Here is a 21,395-nt window from a genome sequence, read left to right on the forward strand (position 1 = left end):
CCCTAGAAGAAAACTCACTTTTTTAGACAGCTTTAGTTTTTAAGTGTAGCCGGTTCATAGTCTATAATTATTAAGATCCTTATGGGAAATAAGTATATGCGCATCAGTACAATTTAGAAATAACTTCTGTATTGATATATCATTGCTACAAGAGAAATAAGTGTATAAGCCAAGGAAGTAAAAAATGCAACATTAGGTGAAAACTCGTATCTTTGTTGTTCAGCTTTAATACCTGTTGTACCCTGAACGGTCATATCGACATTTCTTGAAGTATAACCTCCCTTAGACGTGAAAAACCAAATAATAACAGTGACTGACATTCCGATAAAAAATGAATAATCAATGAGTTTTGTATGAGTGCAATAAGTTATCCCGTAACTCAAGCCTATTAAAACAAGAAACGTTATTACTACTGTGATTAATCGTTTCATTTTTTCTTACCTCCTTTATAAATATAATTCAAGATAATACCACATATTGGATGATTATTGGATATAATTCCTTGTTTTGTCATTATTTATTTACAACTAGGGGTTCAGCCGAGATATGTGTAAATACGGGTCATAGACTTACTTTCATTTCCATATCTTACGATATGTATAATGGGTCATTATGAAAAAACCTCCTGATTTGTAACAAATTCAGGAGGAACTTAATAACACTCGTATGAGTGATAGCCTATTGTGTTAAATAAAGTTAAATCTTATCCAATTATAAAGCTCCTTAACAATCGCGCCCGATTGTAGAAGATCATTATTGAAGTAAGGCACCCCGTTAGTGAAAAAAGTTTATTTACCAACTGTCCAATGAAACTTTTCCCTAAAGTCTTCAAAGCACTGATTACAAACCCAGTGATAATTATCTTCTGTTGTGTACCCTTCGTGAAGGTCTTCTGGACCTGACCCTTCGGAAAATTTATCTAAACAAAAAGCACAGTGGTCGTGCTTCCAGTTATCACTATATTGGTTGTACTCTCTCCAATAAAACGTTTTGCCCAACAGATATTTTTCTTGCCCTTGTAATCTCCAATCATCATTCGTTATCATTTTTAATTGTTCTCCTTCAGTAAAACATTTAACAGTTCAACCCAACTAATTAGCTAAAGCCCTCGTTAAAGATGAAGATTATTCAAAACAAGCAACTTCGTGTTGAGCTAAGAATATTTTATATAATCGTTTTGAGTCGTGCCCTTGTTCATCGTCTCTCCATCTAATCGCTACTGCAACCCCTTGAAGGTCGACGTTGTAGTCGCCTGTATATCCAGCAAGAACAACCTTTCCGAAATTGTTACTTCTTTTATATGTTAACTCCATACCCCAAAACAATTTTGGATGCTTCTTCTTTAGAACTTCTCCCAAATATATACCTACATCTCTTAAAAGGATTTCCGATTGTTCTGTAAACCTTTCTTTCGCTAAATGTTTATGAATCACTTTTGCAAGTGGGCTTAAATGAGCAGTTTTTTCCTCTAATTCCACTTCGGGCACCATTTCCTTTATCGTATGTTCAAAAGCCCAATCCCATATAGGTATTAAAGATTTTGGTGTATAGTCAAGTACGCCACCATCACTCTCAAAGGCTTTCTTTAAAATTTCCAGCCTTTCTGGGAACGTACTTAATGCCCATTCATTAAGGATTCTAAGTTTCCTTTTCGGATATTTTGCTTTTTCCATTTTTTCTTCAATTTCTCTTGGGACATTGTGAATTGGGTAGTCAAACATACTTAAATCCTCCGATTAGTGCCTTTAGTTATCTAAAAATAAGTTTATCATAATGGTTCTTTATCAATAGAATTTTTGTGTGCCCTTGTTAAGCTAACCTCCTAGTTATCTTTATAACTTCAACAAAAAAAGCGTTAATCTTTCTTCGATTAACGCGCCCGATTGTTGAATATCGTTATTGATGTAGATAGGAAGTGGCTTCCACGTTAGCATAATAAGAAAAGGGAACGCTACGGCGATCCCTCCTTCGTCAGTAGTTCAATGACAATTGTTTAAATTCCTTCTTAAAGTAACCTGCCCTTTAACTGATTAACGACAAAAAAATGGACTGCTGAATACAGTCCATCATTGTCCAATTCTTGCGCCCGATAGTGATATAAAAGCTTTTTAGTATGGAATTAAGCAGCATGAGTTGTGGAATAGTAAGCGATAATACTCAACACACTCAATGTTTGAATCACAATCCCAACAATACTACAAATCAGACCTGAAACTGCAAAACCTCTACCGTTTCCATATGATTTAGCAATTTCCTTTGTTGCCTTCCTTGAAAAAATAACCCCGATAACACCAAGAATTAATCCAATCATTGGTATTATAATTGAAAGGATGCCAAGAGTTAATGAAACTACAGGATTACCATTCGCTTCAGTTTTTTTATCCATTTTTCTCCCCCCTTTTAACCAATATTTCATTAAATTATTTCAAATTTTCCACATTTTCACAATAAGCACTTCTTCGTTAAATGGCCCTAAAATGATAAATGAGCACTAATCCTTGTTCTAGAAATGCGCCCGATTACTGAAGATCGATATTGAACAAAAGCACCAAGTTACTTTAAGTACAATTTTTCACAAAGTGACTTTCCTTTTTGATAAATTATGTCTCTTTCATTACTTCAATAATATGGGAATCTAGTTTTTTTCTTATTTGTTTAATAAAACTTTTTCCCACTCCCCAATCAATATCTAATATGCCGTCTCCATTCCCAGATGATATGCACTTTACAACTGTCACGCCTCCAAAATTATCAACGGTTACTGTTAATGAAGCCGTATTTCCTGTACGAAAGAAAAATTTCTCAAATACTAAAATTGAAATTTCTTTTTCATCATCACCAGTAACTTTGTAATCATCAAATATTAACGCAGACTTTATCTCCTTGTTCTCAAGAATTAGTTGAACTGCTTGAAAAGGTTTTACATCAATAGTTAATTCAAGATATTGTCTCATTTAATTTACCCTTCCATGAAAAAATACTGCCGAAACAGTCAATTTGTTGTGAAACTATAGACCCCCGTACTTTAAGTTTAATTCTTCACATTCTTGTTACTGATACGAAAAGGGATTGTTCTACAATCCCTAATTTGTTAATTTTCTACTATAGCTAACTTAATTTTATTCATAATTGAGGTGTAATTAGTTGTAAATAATACATAGTTATTTGTTTTGGTCTGAATTGCAATCCTATCTGTATTGCCATAAGGAGAACCAATCCTTATGGCATCTTTTTCTTTCCCTGCATATGTATCATCAGATGTGACATTAACAATATCATTAATAGGAATTTCTACTTTTGTTAACTGATGCCTAATTACTAATTCACTACCGACTTTTTCTACATCTATTCCCAACATTCTATCTCCCCTCAGATAAAATAAACATCACTATGATACCACATTTTGGATAAATTTGCATTAATTTCCCTTGTGTAACTAATCTGCTTTTTTGTTTAAGTGAGGATTTGCACAAACTATTCAGTATACCAATTTTCTTTAAACTTTTTATTCCGAAATCTGGTCCTTAACCTAAAGAAAGAGCACAATTCTTGCTACAGAATTGCGCCCGATTGTTGAACAAGGAATTTTAGCCAGCCGTAGGTTATGAACAGCAATAAAGTGCATAATCAAAAGCATCTTCCGGAATAAATACTTGATTGGCTTTTAGTTTATACGGAATGTTATTTCGTTTTAGTTTTTCTATACTTAGTCCAGATCTTATATCTCCCCAGTGTACATATTTACCGTTATATTCTTTTTTTTCGCACGCACTAGTTATCGCCATAACAAAAATACATACCAATATTAGTAATTTTTTTTTCAACCTAACCAACTCCTTGTTAATCTGTATATCAAAATATAATATTTAATCAATTTTTCTTCATTAGGTACAATACCCCATCTGTCATTGTTGAACTAGCCAGTTAATTTTAGTTCAACCCTTCACAAAGCTCATATTAATTTTAACATAAATATCCAGTTACCTTTAAAGTAGTTATTCCATTAAATGGCCTAAACATAAAGAAAGAGCACAATTCTGTTAAAGAATCGCGCCCGATTGCTGAATATGGAAAATAAGAAAAAAGGTGCCGCATCTACTACCTTAGTTCATTGAATAATGACTAAACGTTTTTGGTTTTCAACCATTCGTTTTCTAAAATACTCATTTCCCATAAACTCCAGTATTCTTCACCATATTTTTTCGAATCTCGAAGTAACCCCTCTTTTATAAATCCTGCTTTTTCGTAACAGGCGATAGCAGAAACATTAAAATCAAATATCCCAAGACTAACTCTATGTAGTTGAAGTTCATCAAATGCGATTTTAAGAATTTCCTTAATCATTTGCTGACCTATTCCTTTACCTCTAGTGTTTTTATCACCGACTAATACTTTTCCAACTCTTGCAGATTTGTTTTTTCTATCAATTTCCCTCAAAGAGATATGACCAATAGTTACACCAGTTTCATTATCAATTACTTTATAAACCATAGTTTCTGCTTTTTCAGTATTGGCATTTTCAATGTACTTTTCTAATTGAGTATCATTCAAGGGGTAATCAAACCACGGACCTCCCCATTGAAGTAAGAATGCAGGTGAATCAATCCAATTGATAAGTTGTTTGAAATCAGAACACTCAAAATACTTTAGCTCTACCATAAATACCTTCTCCCTTTGATATCAACTTTAACACTTTACCACTTTATATGATAAAGTATATTCTAATAATTCCTTGTTCTTCAACTTTTCTTTAAAGGCCTTGCTCCACAATATGGCCCTAAGCATAAAGAAAGAGCACAATTCTTGTTAGATAATCGCGCCCGATTGTTGAATATCGTTATTAAAGTAACGTGGCACTTTAATAAGGTTTATAAATCATTATTGATTACCATTCAATATCTATATATATTTCTGAAAGCAGTCTTTCCTCGATTGTCCCATTCTTAAAAAGAAGTTCGGGGGTTTCAAACTCTTGTGTAAGTGAACCTTTTACCTTTGTAAGATAATATCCATCTGGGTTTTGACTAATCCAGTATTCTTCATTTTGGTAATAAAAATTAAATTCTTCTCCCCAAGCTACACGTTCTTGGAATTCTTTAAATTCATCCTTGGTCATTTCTCCCCCTCTTTCCCAGTTTATTATATAAACGCGCCCGATTGTTGAAGATCGTTATAGAAGTAAAGTAACTGTGAGATTGCCTCCTCTATCTGTGTTTTCGTAAACAATTATAGTCATTACAAATTCTTAATTTAGTAACGATTACAATGCTACTGTTTATTTATTTTATACATTATTAAAACTAAGAAATCCCCAACTTTTAGATTGAGGAAAATACGATTAATTTTTATGATGCAAATATTCATCTTTTTGTTTCAAGAATACTTTTTATTTTTTTCAAATCTTTATTGTTTGCTCTATTCATCATTAAAGACATAAACGGAGCAAACACCTTTGAAAATCCAGTCGGTATCCCTTTGTTACGAAGAGTCATTCGGGTCGAATTGTCGTCAAGGGATTCCCAAGTATAGGTTGTTTCCATTGGAAAAGGTCCTTGAGCAGTTTTCATTATAAGTTTTTTGCCAGGAATGTAATCTATTACTTGATATATATAAGCGAGATCACGTCCTAAAAATTTGGCCTTAAATGCAATGTTAGAACCAATACTTAACGGTTTTTGAGTTTTCCATTCAACTGATTTAATATTTACATACCATTTTGGGGCATTGTCAGGGTTTGCTGCGTACTCAGAAACTTTTTCACAAGGAGAATGAATAATTATTTCTGTTAAAACGTCTACCATTTCCTATACCTTCCTTTATAAATAGTGTCAAAATTGAGGGCCATGTAATTGTATATTTCTGACAAACATATGATCAATCAACTTACAACCAATGAGCATCAGGTGCTCTTTTGAAATATGGAAAGTGGATTTTTTGTCAATAGTAAGATTTATCGTCAGCCATCCCCTTTTTTTGTGTACCAAACTGGGAACATGGTGCGATGTTAAAATCCATCCTTTTGTGCCGTTAAGGATGGATTTTTAATTGTTTTAACATACATAAAAACCTTTACTTTATTTGCAAGAAATAATCCTTAGGATGTAGATTTCTGTGTTTAATTTCTTTAAACACAAAGTCAATAAAGTCTTTTTCCATATGTTGCTCAATTGCCTTTTTATAAATAGTCAATAATAGATTGTTTTCCACATAAAACCAGCTATAATGCATTATGTAACATTTCTCCCCCATAAAAACTTTTGCCTTATTTTATGAATTACATAAGAGAAATTTTGACAAAAAATATTATTATCAGGAAATGGATTCGTCTATTGAAAATTACAACACATAAATATTTACGAAGTTAGTTGATCAAACGCCTTATATTATTTAAATTTTCTTGTTGATCTCGTTTTTTATTTTGCTTGTAAATATAATTAATCATTGTCATAGATTTAATGCCTAAGATAGCAAGTATTATTGAATAAATCGACGTTAAAACCACACCACTTATAGCAATCCAAAATAATGTTGTGATCTTATTTCCTTTGCCTAACATTCAAAGCCCTCCAGAACAACTTTAATAATTATTATCCTGTACAAAACATGGAAAATTATCATTATTTGCTAAAAAATTGAAATTATAGGGCACTGTGATTTAGTTATATATCAATACCTGATAATCTTTTTAGTATAAAAATTACGGTTAAATTGAAAAATAAACCTGTAAGGTTAAGGAACAGTATATTTGTATTCCCAGCTTACAAATGTCTTTTTCTTACCCTTTCCTCCAGGGCATTGCTCTACATGTCATTATCCTAAATATGCTAAGAGCAGGCTCGTACGTTAGCAGCGTGCTCCTAGCGAATAGCCCTCCTTATTAGTATTAGTAAGGAGGGCTTATTCCATTTCGGTTGCCTTAATGGCAGCCATTTAGCCTTTAGAGCAAGGTAAAGAGAAAAAAAGACAGGCGAAAGCTTGGCATCCATGCGTTTAAATAAAATAAAGGCTGTTTTCGCAACTTTGTTGTTTTTAACAACTCTTTTTATAAAATGGTTTTTAATTTATTTGGGAATGAATAAAAGAAGAAAAGTGTGTGATAAAGGAATCTTAGCTTCTTTGGTTGTTTTAGGTGTTGCGACTCTACGCTACCTAGAGCAAAGAGAAAAGCGCCTCTACCTCCAGTTAAAGATAGAGCGCGCTAAACAAAAGAAGAAAAAGAAAAAGAACTCCCAACGTCGGAAGCGTTAAGGAGTTCTAAGAACCTCAAACGGAGGGAAGGAGCTTGCTCCTTTCCTCCACCATTTACTTGTATGTTACTTTTACCCTCTTTATACCAAAAAGAACAAGGGAAGTGAGCGTTTGATGTCAACTTTTTCATTATGCCTATCATTGATAGCTTTTATTCTCTCTCTCAGTAATTACATCACGGCAAGACGGGACCGAAAACGGGAAGAGGAAGAGCTAAAAAGAGAGAAAGAGGAGCAAGAGATGGAAGAGCAAGAGATGGAGGAGCAAGAAATAGAGGAGCAAGAAATAGAAGAAATCCGTCAGTATTTAAATGCCTTAAACAAAAATGAAAACAAAGAAGAACGTCTGGTCTATCAAGTGATGGATTTGCAGTTGATTAAATATAGAGGAATCCAAACAGGAGATATTGTTCCAAATGATAAGGTAGCAATGGCTATAGATAAATCTATAGAGGGATTTATCTGGCTGTATGAAAAAGGTTATTCGCTTGAAAGGAATATTAAAGAATTGGTAAAAGAAGAAGAAGAAAAGCTACAATATGAAGAAATGATGAACGCATTTGCAGTTTTGAACGATTTCATGAGTACGCATATGGCTTTAACGCGATAAGAAGAGAAAGATCAGATGGACTATTACATTTGGTCTTTTTTTATCGGTATTTCCAATTCCAAAATAAAAAGCCAAATTTCTCAATATTTAAATTAAGAAATTTGGCTTTCTTGTTGCTCTGGAAAAGCGCCCGATTGTTGAATACCTTTCCTTCTAACTCAATGAGTTCTTATGGTATTTTACCAATATCTGAAACCCAAAAAATGAAGTACTATTAACTCTATAAAACCAATGCTTTGTATTAGCAATTAAAGTGAGCCTGAAGCTTGGCTGACCAATGACACTAGCTGCCTTGAATCAAACGTATCCCCTTCACGCAGCTTCATTGTTTTTCTTTCCGGTGGACCATCGAACATGCCTTCAGGAAGCTCCAACTCGGCAGCATTAAAGATCGTAAAGCTAACCGCATTTTTTGATGTTGAGATGACAGCAGCGTATTTTCCGTTTTTCAAAAAATGGGGTTTCTTATACTGAATACGTTCATGGACATCCGGTATAGCCTGGTGGACGACCTCACGTAAATTTGTAGATAGTTCTCCCTGCCATGGTTCTTTTAACGCTTTAATAAAATCAGTTACTTCCTGATTCATTATGCATACTCTCCTTTTTGTATGTAGTGAATTTTTTTAATTTGGGATGGTTTACGGTTTGGTAATCATCCATGTAACACCGAATTTATCTATAACTTCTCCATAGTATGCGCCCCATGGCTGCAAAACAAAGGGATACTTGTTTTCTCCACCCTCACCAAGCTTGGTATATGCCTCTCTAGCTTCAGACTCATTGTCATAGGTTAAAGCAAGACTGATGCTGCGGCTGCTCGATACCGGTTCAAAGGAATCAGTGATCATTAGCATATTCCTTCCAGCTACCATCAAAGACAGATGCATAACTTTATCCTTCATCGCTTCTGGAGTTCCTGGTGCTTCACCGAATGTTTTAATTAATAGAATTTCCCCACCGAGTGACTCTACGTAAAAATCCGCCTGGCTTCTTGCATCCTCCGACATTAGATAAGAGTTTAATTGTGCTCCCATTTTTTCAACAACCTTTCCATTTTTTATTTGTCCTTCGATAAATACAACGAATAAACATTGGTGAAATCGACAAAAGTAAAAAACTTTTTTAAATTTTTTTTAACATGTTGAGTTGGTTCTCTAAATCGGCTTCCATGACCAGCGTTCCAGAGTCTCGTAAGAAACCCTGATTCTCTTTGAGCTTACGAACTTCGATTTTACACTCGTCTCGACCCGGAACCGGCATCCGTAGAGCCAAATTGAATGCCTCATCTTCTGAGTTGACATCGATCAGGATATATTCCGCAATAAGCTCTTGATCAACCGGAAACGGGCCGGCCAGTATTTCCGGCCATCCACTATCAGATGGATGCATTATCCTTATCCCGGTTGAGCTTGGATGGAGTTCCTCTGCAGAAATGAGCACACCGGCGCTGGCCAAAGACTTCTTGTACGCAATCATTGCATCGTTGTGTTCCCGGCTGTAATTTACCCCTGCTTCCGAGTACCCGGTCGCCTTGACAATGAACATAAATCGCATTATTGTTTCCCTCCCTTATGGGAAGATCACTTTAAGGCAATATTCACTGCCGTAACTCTTCCCTTACTATATCGACGATTGGGAAACCCTGTTATCGACAATACTGTAAAAAATTATTTTGATATGCGAGAATCACATTCAGCTGCCCGGTTGAGTAAAAGTTTCCGTTCACGCTCATTCAGAGTCATAGATGCTGCTTGTTCAAATTCTTTACGAGCTTCATCGACCCTCCCAAGCTTCACCAGAAAGTCTCCACGAACGCTCGGTAGAAGATGGTATCCCTTTAAGGAAGATTCTTCAGCGAGCTCGTCGACAATCTGAAGTCCAAAGGCAGGTCCAAACGCCATAGATACGGCGACTGCCCGGTTTAATTCGACGATTGGCGATGGAGTAACTCTTGACAATGCTTCATAAAGGGCTGCAATACGAATCCAATCGGTATTATCCGAGGTAGGTGCCTGTGCATGACAAACCGAAATCGAAGCCTGCAGCGAGTAAGGTCCGAGCGGTCGTCCAAGCTTTCGGCTACGCTCTAATGCCTCTAATCCGCGACGAATTAACAATTGATCCCACTCGGCCCGGTTCTGATCCATGAGAAGAACAGGTTCGCCCATAGAGTTAACCCGCGTTTTAAAGCGCGATGATTGAATCTCCATAAGGGCGACTAATCCATGAACTTCCGGCTCATGAGGTACGATCTCGGCCAGTACACGTCCGAGTCTTAGCGCCTCCTGACAAAGGAGCGGACGGATCCATTGATCCCCGGAGGTTGCCGAATATCCTTCGTTGAACATAAGGTAAATCACCTCAAGTACTGCAGAAAGGCGATCTTTAAGTTCTTCTCCTGCCGGCACCTCAAAAGGAACCTTTTTGTCTCTAAGAGTTCTCTTGGCTCGGACAATTCGCTGTGCAATCGTTGCTTCAGCAGCTAGAAAAGAACGTGCAATTTCATCCGTTGTAAGCCCACATAACAAGCGAAGTGTAAGAGCTACTCTAGCCTCCTGAGATAACACCGGATGGCAGGTCATAAAAATCAGACGAAGAAGATCGTCACCGATCTCCCCGGCTAAAGTATGGTTTATGTCATCCTCTGTATATAAATCAGTATTGCGGGCGATCTCTGTGTACTTCTGATTACACAGTTTGGTCCTGCGTATAAGGTCAATCGCACGTCGCTTCGCCGTCGTCATAAGCCAAGCACCTGGTTTGTCTGGAATGCCGGTCTGTGGCCATTGTTCAAGGGCAACCATCAAAGCATCGTGGGCAAGATCCTCAGCAAGACCGACATCCCGTACTATTCGAGTTAACCCCGCAATAAGCTTTGCTGACTCTATTCGCCATATTCCATCAATGGTTCGATGTGTATCGGACAAACTCACGCTTGTTTCTGCTCCTCAACCTTTTTACGAAGTGCTTCTTCTTTCGCCAACCACTCGGGATTGTCTGTTAAGTCCTCTACCATCATTACCTGCCTGAGCTCAATCTCTCCCTGGCCAAATCCATGGGGGTCCGGCATACGCAGTGCCCATTCAATGGCTTCTTCTCTCGATTTGACATCAATCAGCGTATATCCTGCAATCAATTCTTTTGCCTCCGTAAACGGACCATCAATAATCTTCGGTTTACCTCCAGGTTCCGGATAGGAAATTCTGATTCCGTTTGAGCTGGCCATGAGGCCATCAGCCGCTAGCAAGACACCGGCCTTTACCAATTCTTCGTTATATTTCTGCATGGCATCAATAAGCTCCTGGCTGGGCATAACCCCCGCCTCTGAATCTGTTGTAGCTTTGACAATCATCATAAATCTCATTTTGTATACCTCCTATTTATTTGTTAAGTTTCTTAACTGATGTAAAACCTTCGGGTAAGTCCGCTTCTATATATACAACGAATTAACCTTAACCGGATCGACAGCTATATAAATTTTTTCTCCGTATTACTTTCGGCGACAAGCAGTAAAAATCCTGTCTATCAATAATAGGGCAGGACAGGCAAACAATCGGTCCATGCCTATGAGACTATCTACTAAGATTCACCCTATTATTAAAGGTGTTGTTCCAGAATCTGGCCCGATTGCTGAACCAAGTAAAAAAGCAAACCTATTATATGTTCAAAAACTCGTCATCTTCTGAACACTCTTTTTTTGATTTGAAATGAAATTAGTTGTCAAATCAAAAAGAAGAGTGTTTAAGCAGAATGTCACTTTAGGATATAATTTAGGCTTATTTTATTTGCTATTTTGCTCATCCAAATTAAGAAACCCAGCTATTTATGAAGATTAGCTGGGTTTCTTAATTATTCACATCCAATTATTCACAAAACTATTATAATCGGTTTCCACATGTCCATCAAGGTATGTGGTGGCATCCCTTATAGCATATTGTTTTTCTCATACGAATTTAAGGCATTTACACCATGACTCAAGGCTGCTCCGGCTTTTACTGCAGATGCAACGATAATTGCCTCCATAACCTCAACCATAGTTCCCCCATATTTCTTATATTTGTTCACATGAACATCAATACAATAGGGGCAACCAGTCGTATGAGCCACCGCAATCGCAATAAGTTCCTTTGTTTTTGTTGATATTAATCCAGATACAAACGCTTCCTTCTCAAATGTTAAGAAGGCTTTTGAGGGTGCTGGTGCCAGTTTTATCAGCTCATTAATTCGTTTTAAATAAGAATTTCGATAAAGAACATCGTCACCTTTGTAAAGGTCGTTTGGATTTCCCATGGAGATCCTCCTTCATTAATGAATGTTGTCTCCATAATCATATAATCTAAAAGAGGAAAATTTCTGTAACTATATCACAGAAAACGGCTGAATTTTTGTTGTAAATCCTTTCGTTGGATGTTTATGATTTTCCCACGATGTAAAGTAAGAAATCCCTCCTTCTCAAACTGCTTTAGTGTTCGGCTAACAACTTCCCTTGCTGTCCCTAACTCAATAGACAACCTCTCGTGGGTTATGATTATTTCGTCGGAATACTGAGAGGTATGTTTAATGAGATAATCTGCAATTCGATCGTCTATCCCTTTAAAAGCAATCTCTTCTACAAGCTGAGTCACAGTTGACATTTTACGAATAAATAATCCGTATATAAATCTGCTTAACGAATCATATGTATGTATCCAGTTCCGAAAAGTTTCGGCTGGTATGATTAAGGCTTCAACATCACTTTCGATTGCGGCATAAGCCTCATATTCTAAATCACCTAATACGCTAGCTACCATCATTAGACAAACGCCACCGCTATGAACCCGATAGAGGGTAATCTCCCTACCATTTTCTCCAACCCTATAAATGCGTACACAGCCATCCAAAATAAAAATAGCATGGTGTAAGCGATGCCCCTTTGCAAAAGCTACAGGAGTGGTTGGAACTTGCACTATAGAAATATCTGTTCTATTCCATTCCTTAGCTTCAATAGAGGAGAGGCAAGGGAAACATTTTATAACTTGATTTAGTTTACTGATCATTTGTTCCTCCTAATCATTATTAAATCTATGTTTAAACAATTTTATTGTAAACTAAACAACTGTTTGGTTGCTTAACGGGTTAATATGGGGTACTGCCCACAAATCGCGCTTATCTTAACTTCAGCTTGTGGCCAGACCCATTTTGCTTTGTTGGTGTCAGTAATCCTAATTCTTCATAAAATATTAACGTCCTTACTGTTGTACTTGCACGCTTTCCAAATTCACTAATTGTAAAAGCAGTTCTTGATTTTTCATAAAATAATACCTCCATCAACGTTGGTATAATTTAAGATTAGCGTATGATGTAACGGAGGGAGCAAGCAAAATTATAATAATCGGGTCCGTTTGTTGGAGATTTCCACAAAATGATCCTATACATAAAGAAAGAGCATAATTCTGTTAAAGAATCGCGCCCGATTGTTGAAGATCTTTATTGAAGTAAAGCTACCCGTTACTTTAAGTGAAATAATTTACAAGCGTACCAGTTGTTTGTTAATTAAAGGCAGCGATTACTATCTTTGTTGTCTGCACGATAAGTTTATCATTATAAGTAGCATCCTTTTTATCGTGACTAGAAAGTATTGCAAGAACAATAGGATTTCCTTGCGGACGCCAAATGACAGCAATATCATTTCGCGTGCCATATGATCCTGTTCCAGTTTTATCACCCACTTCCCAACCATTTGGTACACCAGCACGAATCAATGTTTCGCCAGTTGTATTTCTCTTCATCCAATCTATTAAAAGCTCACGTTTTTCAATAGGGAGTGCATCCCCAAGTGTGAATTTCTGAAGGTTAACAGCAAGTGCTTTTGGTGTACTAGTATCATGTGTCTCTCCGGGGTTAACTTCATTTAACTCAGGTTCAAATCGTTCAGGGTTGGTAACATTATCACCAATTTCTCTGAGTGATTTTTTAAGCCCACTTGGTCCACCCAATTGCTTAAGTATGAGGTTATCCGCAGTATTGTCACTGTATCGAAGAGTAGCATCGCAAAGCTCTCTAAGGGACATACCTGTATTAACATGCTTTTCTGTAATTGGGCTGTAATTGACTAAATCATTACGAGTAAAGGTAATTCTTTGATTAAGGTCTTCAATTGATTTCTGTTGTAAAAGCGCGCCTACAGATAGAACTTTATGAGTAGAAGCATATGCAAAACGCTCATCTGGTCGATAGTTTATTGTTTGGTTGGTCCCAATATCTAATGCAAAGACCCCGAGTATAGCATCAAATTTATTCTCAAGTTTAGCAAATAGATCTTTAATCACCGTTTCTTGATTTTTCTGAGTATTAATAATTATCACTCCCTTCATCACGAAGTAAAATATTACCATAAACGGAGTGTTAGAACAATTTTTTACAATGAATAAGTATTTCCATCCCTTAAAAAAAACACCATATTCGTATAAAACTAACCTGCCCGTTAGTTTGAGTGAAAATCTTCACAAAATATAATTTTTTTTCCACTAGTTATGCAACAATCTGGCCCGTTTGCTGAACCAAGTAAAAAAGGCAAACCTATTATAGGTTCAAAAACTCGTCATCTTCTGAACACTCTTTTTTGATTTGAAATGAAATTGTCAAATCAAAAAGAAGAGTGTAAGCAGAATGTCACTTTAGGATATAATTTAGGCTTATTTTATGTGCTATTTTGCTCATCCAAATTAAGAAACCCAGCTATTTATGAAGATTAGCTGGGTTTCTTAATATTTACATCCAATCATTTATAAAACTAATCTAATCGGTTTCCACATGTCCATCAAGGTATGTGGTGGAATCCCTTATAGCATATTGTTTTTCTCATACGCATTTAAGGCATTTACACCATGACTCAAGGCTGCTCCAGCTTTTACTGCAGATGCAACGATAATTGCCTCCATAACCTCAACCATAGTTCCCCCATATTTCTTATATTTGTTCACATGAACATCAATACAATAGGGGCAACCAGTCGTATGAGCCACCGCAATCGCAATAAGTTCCTTTGTTTTTGTTGATATTAATCCAGATACAAACGCTTCCTTCTCAAATGTTAAGAAGGCTTTTGAGGGTGCTGGTGCCATTTTTATCAGCTCATTAATTCGTTTTAAATAAGAATTTCGATAAAGAACATCGTCACCTTTGTAAAGATCGTTTGGATTTCCCATGGAGATCCTCCTTCATAATGAATGTTGTCTCCATAATCATATAATCTAAAAGAGGAAAATTTCTGTAACTATATCACAGAAAACGGCTGAATTTTTGTTGTAAATCCTTTCGTTGGATGTTTATGATTTTCCCACGATGTAAAGTAAGAAATCCCTCCTTCTCAAACTGTTTTAGTGTTCGGCTAACAACTTCCCTTGCTGTCCCTAACTCGATAGACAACCTCTCATGGGTTATGATTATTTCGTCGGAATACTGAGAGGTATGTTTAATGAGATAATCTGCAATTCGATCGTCTATCCCTTTAAAAGCAATCTCTTCTACAAGCTGAGTCACAGTTGACATTTTACGAATAAATAATCCGTATATAAATCTGCTTAACGAATCATATGTATGTATCCAGTTCCGAAAAGTTTCGGCTGGTATGATTAAGGCTTCAACATCACTTTCGATTGCAGCATAAGCCTCATATTCTAAATCACCTAATACGCTAGCTACCATCATTAGACAAACGCCACCGCTATGAACCCGATAGAGGGTAATCTCCCTACCATTTTCTCCAACCCTATAAATGCGTACACAGCCATCCAAAATAAAAATAGCATGGTGTAAGCGATGCCCCTTTGCAAAAGCTACAGGAGTGGTTGGAACTTGCACTATAGAAATATCTGTTCTATTCCATTCCTTAGCTTCAATAGAGGACAGGCAAGGGAAACATTTTATAACTTGATTTAGTTTACTGATCATTTGTTCCTCCTAATCATTATTAAATCTATGTTTAAACAATTTTATTGTAAACTAAATTTTTCCTTTAGACGTGATTGTTCAACAATCTGGCCTTACACATAAAGAAAGAGCACAATTCTGTTGAAGAATCGCGCCCGATTGTTGAAGATTATTTACTATGTATTGTTAAACTAAAGCAGTCAGAATTTAAAAACGATCAGACGATCGAGTATAATTGCTCAAAGCTATTAATTGTGTAATCAGCATAATTATTTTTATCATTTCCCTCAGTAAAATAACAAGCACTTATCCCTGCGTTTTTCCCAGATAATAAATCTAAATCCCTATCACCAATCATTATAGATTCTGAATGAATCATATTATATTTGTTAATTAAGTAATTAATTGCATTAGGACTTGGTTTTCTTTCAAATCCTTGTTTGGATGTAATGAAATCAGAAAAAAAATCATATAAATCATACTTTTTTAGTAATTGGATGGAGGATTCCCCTCGATGCGTAAGTAAATAATTTTTTCTATTAGTTGAGTGAATGTATGTACAGATCTCTTTAATTCCCTCATATGGTCTGGATAGTTCTAATTCGGCCTCTTTTTTTCTTTTTTTATATTTAGTTATAAAATCGTTGTCAATATGATACTTCTTTTCATAGTATCTCAATGCCGATGACGCAGATACCTTCATTTGTTTTACAATTTCCTCTAACGGCTCTTCTATCTCTTTTTCTTTAAGTGCTTCCTTAAATATTTTTGCCATTACTGGGTAGGTATCAAAAAGAGTACCATCAAAATCCCAAATTATGTGATTGTACATTTTAACTCCCCCAAGGTGAACATATAATTTCCATTAATTAAGTCCAGCCCTCCCAATATCCTTTTAATCGATTGAACATGGTATCTCAGTAATCCCCCTAAAAACTTTAATTCCCGGGATTTTTTGTTTACAACTACTGTCAAAAAGCATACTTTATAACACATAGAAAGATAGCTTTAATCTGTCAGTCAAAAGGGGAATCAACTCATTTTGACTTGTTAGTGATACGAAAAGGGATTGCTTCACAATCCCTAATTTGTTAATTTTCTGCTATAGCTGATTTAATTTTATTCATAATTGAGGTGTAATTAGTTGTAAATAATAAATAGTTATTTGTTTTAGTCTGAATTGCAATCCTATCTGTAGTACCATAAGGAGAGCCAATCCTTATTGCATCTTTCTCTTTCCCGGCATATGTATCATCAGATGTGACATTAACAATATCATTAATAGGAATTTCTACTTTTGTTAACTGATGCCTAATTACTAATTCACTACCGACTTTTTCTATATCTATTCCCAACATCGTATTCCCCCTCTGATAAAATAAATACTACTATAATACCATATTTTAGATAATTTTGTATTAATTTCCCTTGTAGAACTAATCACTAAAATCTTTAAATAGCGTTTCTATTTCTTTAATATCATAAAATACTCCATCGCTGATGAATTTTTCAATTTCTACTACGCCATCCTCCATAAACTCAACTTCCCAACGTTGACCAGGCACAACAATTTCAACCATAATAGCTTCGTTTCTAACTTTATTTAGCTTATAAAATATATTACTTTCTTCTAATTTATTAAGGAAATGAATTAACTCCTTAAGTCCCACCAAAACCATCCCCTTTTTCGGGTAATATTTCAGTTTATATTCTAAATCCTTATCGAATGATCCTGCCAGTTACTTTAAGAAAAAATTTCCACAACCTCTATGCTAATACCAATTTACTTTAAATGTGTTATTCCAGAATATGGCCCGATTGCTGAACAATCTTCTTTTTAATTGGACAACAATTTAATTTCTTTAAAACGAATAGTGTCATAACTTTTAAATATTGACACCAACTGTCAGGGCTCAATGATAAATACGGACTGGATTAACTATTACTTACGTGTATAGAAAAATATGGATAATATGGAATGGAGATGATAACATAAAGGATAACAATAATTTCTTAATATTCAATAAGGTTAGGAGGGGGATTAATGTTAGAAATTAAAAATGTGTCAAAAACCTACGATAAAAACACCGCCTTACAAAACGTGAATTTTACTATCCCTAGTGGTGTTTGCTTTGGGTTAATTGGACCAAATGGTGCTGGTAAATCCACATTAATGAAAATTTTAGCTGGTATCATCGAAAAATATGAGGGGGATGTTACTTTTCTAGGGGATGAAATTAAAACCAATTCTCATAAGATAAAAAAACAAATTGGTTATATTCCACAAGATATTGTTTTGAATGAAACTTTAACTGCAATTGATAATCTTGAGTTCTTTGGTTCGGTTAACGGATTGTCATCAAAAGAGGCAAAGATAAAAGCATTGAAAGTATTAGATTTGGTCGGTTTAAAAGATCGAGGAAAAGAAGCAGTTAAAACCTATTCTGGTGGGATGAAAAGAAGGATTAATATCGGGTGTGCTTTAATGCATAATCCTAAGTTTATTATTATGGATGAACCGACTGTGGGTGTGGATCCTCAATCAAGGAATTATATCTTTGAAATCATTCACAAATTAAAAACACAAAACATCACGGTTTTATATTCTAGTCACTATATGGAAGAAATTGAGCATTTATGTGAATATATAGCTTTAATTGATAAGGGCACGGTATTAGAAAATGGTTCGGTACAAGAAGTACTACATAAATATTCTACTCCATCCGTTTACGTTGAGGGGGAGACAATAACGGAAGAAATGTTTACTTCGCTAGGAAATGTATATCTAAAAGGAAACGGGATTGTTGTAGAAAACGATGAAGCTTTAACCTTATTAGAAAAGGTGACAAATCTATTAAAAGAACATCAATTAGAAGTAAATCGTTTAGAAATTGCAAAACCAAACTTAGAAGATATCTTCTTGAAGTTAACCGGAACATCTTTACGGGATTAAAGGAGTGGGAATATGATTGGTGCTTTTATTAAAAAAGAACTAAAAAGAATGAGTAAAGAAAGAGGTATGTTTTTCTTCCTTATTATTCTACCTATTTTATTTATTGTAATGTTTTCAACCATTTTAGGAAATCAAAACTATACTTTTCAAATTCATTACATAGATCAAGATCACTCCGCTTTATCAAAAGATTTTATTCATCATTTATCTCCTTCTAAAACCTTTGAGCTGGTAAAAGAATCAGACGAAAAAGAAGTACTTGCTCAAATAAAAAAAGGAAAGGATACAAATCTATTAATCATTGATAAAGGATTTGAATCGTCTATCAAATCTGGACAGTCTCCTATTTTACATTTTTACTATGATAAGAACCAAAGTTCGGCTCAAGAGGTTGCTCCTATTAAAACCTTAGTGGAAAACATAATAAATGGCTATAACCAAGCTAAAATCCAGACATTCGTTCAATCTCACTCTAAAAATGTTACAGAGGCTCACTCTGTTTTATCTCCTTCGATCGATTTAAAGTCTAAAGCAGTTTCTGTAAAAAAAGTAAATGCAATTACTAGTATCGTGCCTGGATATACTGTTATGTTTGTATTCTTTATATTGATGAGTATGGCTCGAACCTTTATCAGGGAACGAGACAGTGGAATGTTAGCTCGTTTATATGCAACTTCTATAACCAGGTTTCAATATACGTTCGGAATGTGGATACCTTGTGTTATTGTAGTGCTAATTCAAATAGCTGTCTTATTAGGTTTTGGTTATTTTGCTTATCATTTGAGTTTAGGAAATATCCCTTCTCTAATTGTACTATCTTTCATATTGACCTTAGCTGTTACTACACTTGGGTTAGTGATCTCTTTTTATACAAAGAGTGAACAAATGGCCATAGGCCTTACTCAAATTATCACAATGGGTGGAGCTGCATTAGGTGGACTTTGGGTTCCGTTAGATATTATGCCGAAATCGATTCAAACAATTGCTCATTTCTTACCTCAATATTGGGCACAAACAGGCTTTGTTAATATTATGACAAGAGGGGCTAATTTAGCTGATATATTGCCAACTTTATATTATTTAATTGGATTTAGTATCATTTGTTTTATTTTAGCTTTAGTAGGATTTAAAAACTTCTTTAAGGGAGCTACAAATTAATTATTTTTCCTTTGGTTCCATAAATCACAAAATAACGGGCAATACATATTAAATACATAATATGTATTGCCCGTTTACTTTTTGCTAAAGAATAGCGCCCGATTGTTGAAGATCGTTATTGAAGTAAAGGTTCGAATTAATACAACCCCTAGTTTTTTACACATTTGTAAGGATCAATTCTGATGGATTTCCAGTTTCCTTCAGAATCCTTTTTATATTGAGAAATTAAAACATCTGTATCATTTGTTAATTGATAAAAAATAAATCGATAATAGGCTCCATCCGTACCAAAATAATCAATGGTTTTGACGTAACCATCTTGTTTAGTAGGCAGCTGCTTTTTTATTAACTTGCACCATTCTCCATACATAATACCAACGACTGCTTCCGCATCATGCTGCCAGAGATGATAGGCTGCACATAGGAAGTCCTCTCCGTACAATTTCATCTGGTCAATTTTATACATGTTTTGAACTTTTTTTAATTGGACATAGCCGTAATAATAAGCAAAATAGGTGACGCCTTTTGATGAGCCTTCAATGCTTTCTAGCTCAACGAAATATGGAACAATGCCATTTTCATCAGGAAGTCTGTTCTTCTTAACTAAATTTATATGTCCAATTCCAGCAAACGATTGAAGATATTTATTATAGGATACCCTTTTCTGATAGTCTTTCGTAAAAAAGTTATATGCAATTGGATAGGGCAACCTTGCCATCCCCACAGTTCCGCACCCACCCAACTGGTTTGGAGTGAGGTTTTCTGCCTCTCTTAAAATACTAAAGTAGTTTAAAACAGTTTCATCAGGAGTCCGAGATAATGATGCAGGGAGTATAATTTCTTTGTAGTTTTTATCATAATAAGGATCAAAAAATTGGAAGTTTTTGATAAGGGTATTTTTAATAGGGAGGCTGGAAGGACGAAAGTATTTTTCGGCATCTCTGGTACTAATTAACGAGGTTTGGTTTCGTTCAACTGGTTGTCCAAATGTTTGCGGTTCATATTGAGCTCCCATAACGAGAGTCATTTTTTTTCTGGAATCATGATTGAACGTCCGATTTATCCATTTTGTAAAGTGTTTCAATTAGAAGCCCCCTTTAGGAAGATACTGTTTTACCTTATTCACTTTACTTTTTTAACATTTTAACCATTAGGAATCCAATGACAGCCAGTCCAGCTAATATTGATATAGGTATTAAGATATTTAATATCATACGCTCCCCTTCTATGGTTATATAATCCAATTATTCGATAAAATCCCAAAACGATGTACACACTTCTTCTACAAACCTGCCATTTAACGGATTAACGACCATGATAAAATGGACTTCTGCTGCAGTCCATAAATTCTTCAATGCTTGCGCCCGATTGCTGAATAAATTTAAAAAGTTTTCCTTAGCTATTTGTTCTTTTAGTTTATAAGTAAGGTTAAATAAACAGACAAAGACATTTATGCTGCTAAAAACAACTTTATTAAAATAGAACCTGTCGAAAATCAGACTCTGTGTTCCAA

Annotated in this window: 31 protein-coding genes; 4 read left to right on the top strand and 27 right to left on the bottom strand. The window is 35.3% G+C overall.

Translation table 11 applies throughout. The annotated features are described in order from the left end of the window. Nucleotides 1-113: 113 nt before the first annotated feature. From HPT25_RS21225 to HPT25_RS21280, 12 genes are all read right to left on the bottom strand, one after another. Nucleotides 114-431, bottom strand: a complete 318-nt coding sequence (locus tag HPT25_RS21225; RefSeq protein WP_173068918.1) for a hypothetical protein — start codon at nt 429-431, stop codon at nt 114-116. A gap of 357 nt (nt 432-788) precedes the next feature. After that, entirely contained in the window at nt 789-1,046 is a 258-nt protein-coding gene (locus HPT25_RS21230; RefSeq protein WP_173068920.1) for a hypothetical protein, read from the bottom strand. Nucleotides 1,047-1,124: 78 nt separating this feature from the next. Next, nucleotides 1,125-1,721: a hypothetical protein gene (locus HPT25_RS21235; RefSeq protein WP_173068923.1), complete on the bottom strand. Its 597-nt coding sequence runs from the start codon at nt 1,719-1,721 to the stop codon at nt 1,125-1,127. A 398-nt stretch (nt 1,722-2,119) separates the two neighbouring features. Then, the gene (locus HPT25_RS21240; RefSeq protein WP_173068926.1) at nt 2,120-2,386 is read right to left on the bottom strand and encodes a DUF4190 domain-containing protein; all 267 of its coding nucleotides are present in this window, start codon (nt 2,384-2,386) and stop codon (nt 2,120-2,122) included. 214 nt (nt 2,387-2,600) lie between these two features. Beyond that, nucleotides 2,601-2,954 (bottom strand): DUF6054 family protein, encoded by a 354-nt coding sequence (locus HPT25_RS21245; RefSeq protein WP_173068930.1) that lies wholly within the window; start codon nt 2,952-2,954, stop codon nt 2,601-2,603. Nucleotides 2,955-3,091: 137 nt separating this feature from the next. Beyond that, nucleotides 3,092-3,358 carry a SunI/YnzG family protein gene (locus HPT25_RS21250; protein ID WP_173068933.1) on the bottom strand — a complete coding sequence of 89 codons (267 nt, stop codon included), beginning with the start codon at nt 3,356-3,358 and terminating at the stop codon, nt 3,092-3,094. 244 nt (nt 3,359-3,602) lie between these two features. Continuing rightward, nucleotides 3,603-3,824 (bottom strand): hypothetical protein, encoded by a 222-nt coding sequence (locus HPT25_RS21255; RefSeq protein WP_246277253.1) that lies wholly within the window; start codon nt 3,822-3,824, stop codon nt 3,603-3,605. A 298-nt stretch (nt 3,825-4,122) separates the two neighbouring features. After that, nucleotides 4,123-4,659 carry a GNAT family N-acetyltransferase gene (locus HPT25_RS21260; protein ID WP_173068936.1) on the bottom strand — a complete coding sequence of 179 codons (537 nt, stop codon included), beginning with the start codon at nt 4,657-4,659 and terminating at the stop codon, nt 4,123-4,125. 226 nt (nt 4,660-4,885) lie between these two features. Beyond that, nucleotides 4,886-5,116: a hypothetical protein gene (locus HPT25_RS21265; protein ID WP_173068939.1), complete on the bottom strand. Its 231-nt coding sequence runs from the start codon at nt 5,114-5,116 to the stop codon at nt 4,886-4,888. Between the two features lie 244 nt (nt 5,117-5,360). Then, nucleotides 5,361-5,801: an SRPBCC family protein gene (locus HPT25_RS21270; RefSeq protein WP_173068942.1), complete on the bottom strand. Its 441-nt coding sequence runs from the start codon at nt 5,799-5,801 to the stop codon at nt 5,361-5,363. Between the two features lie 268 nt (nt 5,802-6,069). Further along, nucleotides 6,070-6,249, bottom strand: coding sequence for a sporulation histidine kinase inhibitor Sda (sda, locus tag HPT25_RS29405; protein WP_376767957.1), 180 nt, complete (start codon nt 6,247-6,249; stop codon nt 6,070-6,072). A gap of 112 nt (nt 6,250-6,361) precedes the next feature. Further along, nucleotides 6,362-6,556 carry a hypothetical protein gene (locus HPT25_RS21280; RefSeq protein ID WP_173068948.1) on the bottom strand — a complete coding sequence of 65 codons (195 nt, stop codon included), beginning with the start codon at nt 6,554-6,556 and terminating at the stop codon, nt 6,362-6,364. 428 nt (nt 6,557-6,984) lie between these two features. On the opposite strand from HPT25_RS21280, the gene HPT25_RS21285 reads away from it, so the two are divergent. Together HPT25_RS21285 and HPT25_RS21290 are read left to right on the top strand one after the other, a co-directional pair. After that, nucleotides 6,985-7,248: a hypothetical protein gene (locus HPT25_RS21285; protein ID WP_173068951.1), complete on the top strand. Its 264-nt coding sequence runs from the start codon at nt 6,985-6,987 to the stop codon at nt 7,246-7,248. Between the two features lie 141 nt (nt 7,249-7,389). Further along, on the top strand, nt 7,390-7,857 hold the full coding sequence (locus HPT25_RS21290) for a hypothetical protein (protein WP_217269782.1): 468 nt from the start codon (nt 7,390-7,392) through the stop codon (nt 7,855-7,857). Nucleotides 7,858-8,105: 248 nt separating this feature from the next. Here the strand turns inward: HPT25_RS21290 and HPT25_RS21295 are convergent, their stop codons facing one another. From HPT25_RS21295 to HPT25_RS21360, 14 genes are all read right to left on the bottom strand, one after another. After that, a complete protein-coding gene (locus tag HPT25_RS21295) occupies nt 8,106-8,447 on the bottom strand; it encodes a DUF1801 domain-containing protein (protein WP_173068957.1) in 342 nt (113 codons plus the stop codon). A 51-nt stretch (nt 8,448-8,498) separates the two neighbouring features. Beyond that, nucleotides 8,499-8,894, bottom strand: coding sequence for a VOC family protein (locus tag HPT25_RS21300; RefSeq protein ID WP_173068960.1), 396 nt, complete (start codon nt 8,892-8,894; stop codon nt 8,499-8,501). 88 nt (nt 8,895-8,982) lie between these two features. Beyond that, nucleotides 8,983-9,414 (bottom strand): YciI family protein, encoded by a 432-nt coding sequence (locus tag HPT25_RS21305; protein ID WP_173068964.1) that lies wholly within the window; start codon nt 9,412-9,414, stop codon nt 8,983-8,985. Between the two features lie 113 nt (nt 9,415-9,527). Continuing rightward, on the bottom strand, nt 9,528-10,793 hold the full coding sequence (locus tag HPT25_RS21310; RefSeq protein ID WP_173068966.1) for an RNA polymerase sigma factor: 1,266 nt from the start codon (nt 10,791-10,793) through the stop codon (nt 9,528-9,530). Beyond that, nucleotides 10,790-11,224, bottom strand: coding sequence for a YciI family protein (locus tag HPT25_RS21315; protein WP_173068968.1), 435 nt, complete (start codon nt 11,222-11,224; stop codon nt 10,790-10,792). Before HPT25_RS21315 ends, HPT25_RS21310 begins: the two co-directional genes overlap by 4 nt. Before the next feature lie 560 nt (nt 11,225-11,784). Beyond that, nucleotides 11,785-12,150 (bottom strand): carboxymuconolactone decarboxylase family protein, encoded by a 366-nt coding sequence (locus HPT25_RS21320; protein WP_173068971.1) that lies wholly within the window; start codon nt 12,148-12,150, stop codon nt 11,785-11,787. A gap of 74 nt (nt 12,151-12,224) precedes the next feature. Further along, nucleotides 12,225-12,896 (bottom strand): Crp/Fnr family transcriptional regulator, encoded by a 672-nt coding sequence (locus HPT25_RS21325; protein ID WP_173068974.1) that lies wholly within the window; start codon nt 12,894-12,896, stop codon nt 12,225-12,227. Nucleotides 12,897-13,005: 109 nt separating this feature from the next. Continuing rightward, a complete protein-coding gene (locus HPT25_RS21330) occupies nt 13,006-13,167 on the bottom strand; it encodes a MerR family DNA-binding transcriptional regulator (RefSeq protein ID WP_246277378.1) in 162 nt (53 codons plus the stop codon). Nucleotides 13,168-13,388: 221 nt separating this feature from the next. Continuing rightward, entirely contained in the window at nt 13,389-14,213 is an 825-nt protein-coding gene (bla, locus tag HPT25_RS21335; protein WP_246277254.1) for a class A beta-lactamase, read from the bottom strand. A gap of 468 nt (nt 14,214-14,681) precedes the next feature. Further along, nucleotides 14,682-15,047 (bottom strand): carboxymuconolactone decarboxylase family protein, encoded by a 366-nt coding sequence (locus HPT25_RS21340; RefSeq protein ID WP_173068980.1) that lies wholly within the window; start codon nt 15,045-15,047, stop codon nt 14,682-14,684. Between the two features lie 73 nt (nt 15,048-15,120). Then, complete coding sequence (locus HPT25_RS21345; RefSeq protein WP_173068974.1) at nt 15,121-15,792, bottom strand: Crp/Fnr family transcriptional regulator; 672 nt, start codon at nt 15,790-15,792, stop codon at nt 15,121-15,123. Nucleotides 15,793-15,988: 196 nt separating this feature from the next. Continuing rightward, entirely contained in the window at nt 15,989-16,603 is a 615-nt protein-coding gene (locus tag HPT25_RS21350; RefSeq protein WP_173068983.1) for an HAD-IA family hydrolase, read from the bottom strand. Between the two features lie 259 nt (nt 16,604-16,862). Next, entirely contained in the window at nt 16,863-17,129 is a 267-nt protein-coding gene (locus HPT25_RS21355; protein ID WP_173068984.1) for a SunI/YnzG family protein, read from the bottom strand. Between the two features lie 78 nt (nt 17,130-17,207). After that, on the bottom strand, nt 17,208-17,450 hold the full coding sequence (locus HPT25_RS21360) for a hypothetical protein (protein WP_173068987.1): 243 nt from the start codon (nt 17,448-17,450) through the stop codon (nt 17,208-17,210). A 365-nt stretch (nt 17,451-17,815) separates the two neighbouring features. On the opposite strand from HPT25_RS21360, the gene HPT25_RS21365 reads away from it, so the two are divergent. Together HPT25_RS21365 and HPT25_RS21370 are read left to right on the top strand one after the other, a co-directional pair. Next, entirely contained in the window at nt 17,816-18,724 is a 909-nt protein-coding gene (locus HPT25_RS21365) for an ABC transporter ATP-binding protein (protein WP_173065172.1), read from the top strand. A gap of 12 nt (nt 18,725-18,736) precedes the next feature. Then, nucleotides 18,737-19,882 (top strand): ABC transporter permease, encoded by a 1,146-nt coding sequence (locus tag HPT25_RS21370; protein ID WP_173066609.1) that lies wholly within the window; start codon nt 18,737-18,739, stop codon nt 19,880-19,882. 148 nt (nt 19,883-20,030) lie between these two features. Here HPT25_RS21370 and HPT25_RS21375 read toward each other — a convergent pair whose 3' ends face one another. Beyond that, nucleotides 20,031-20,966: a hypothetical protein gene (locus tag HPT25_RS21375; protein ID WP_173066606.1), complete on the bottom strand. Its 936-nt coding sequence runs from the start codon at nt 20,964-20,966 to the stop codon at nt 20,031-20,033. Nucleotides 20,967-21,395: the final 429 nt, after the last annotated feature.

Origin of the sequence: Neobacillus endophyticus, assembly GCF_013248975.1 — a bacterium.
Taxonomy (GTDB): domain Bacteria; phylum Bacillota; class Bacilli; order Bacillales; family Cytobacillaceae; genus Neobacillus; species Neobacillus endophyticus.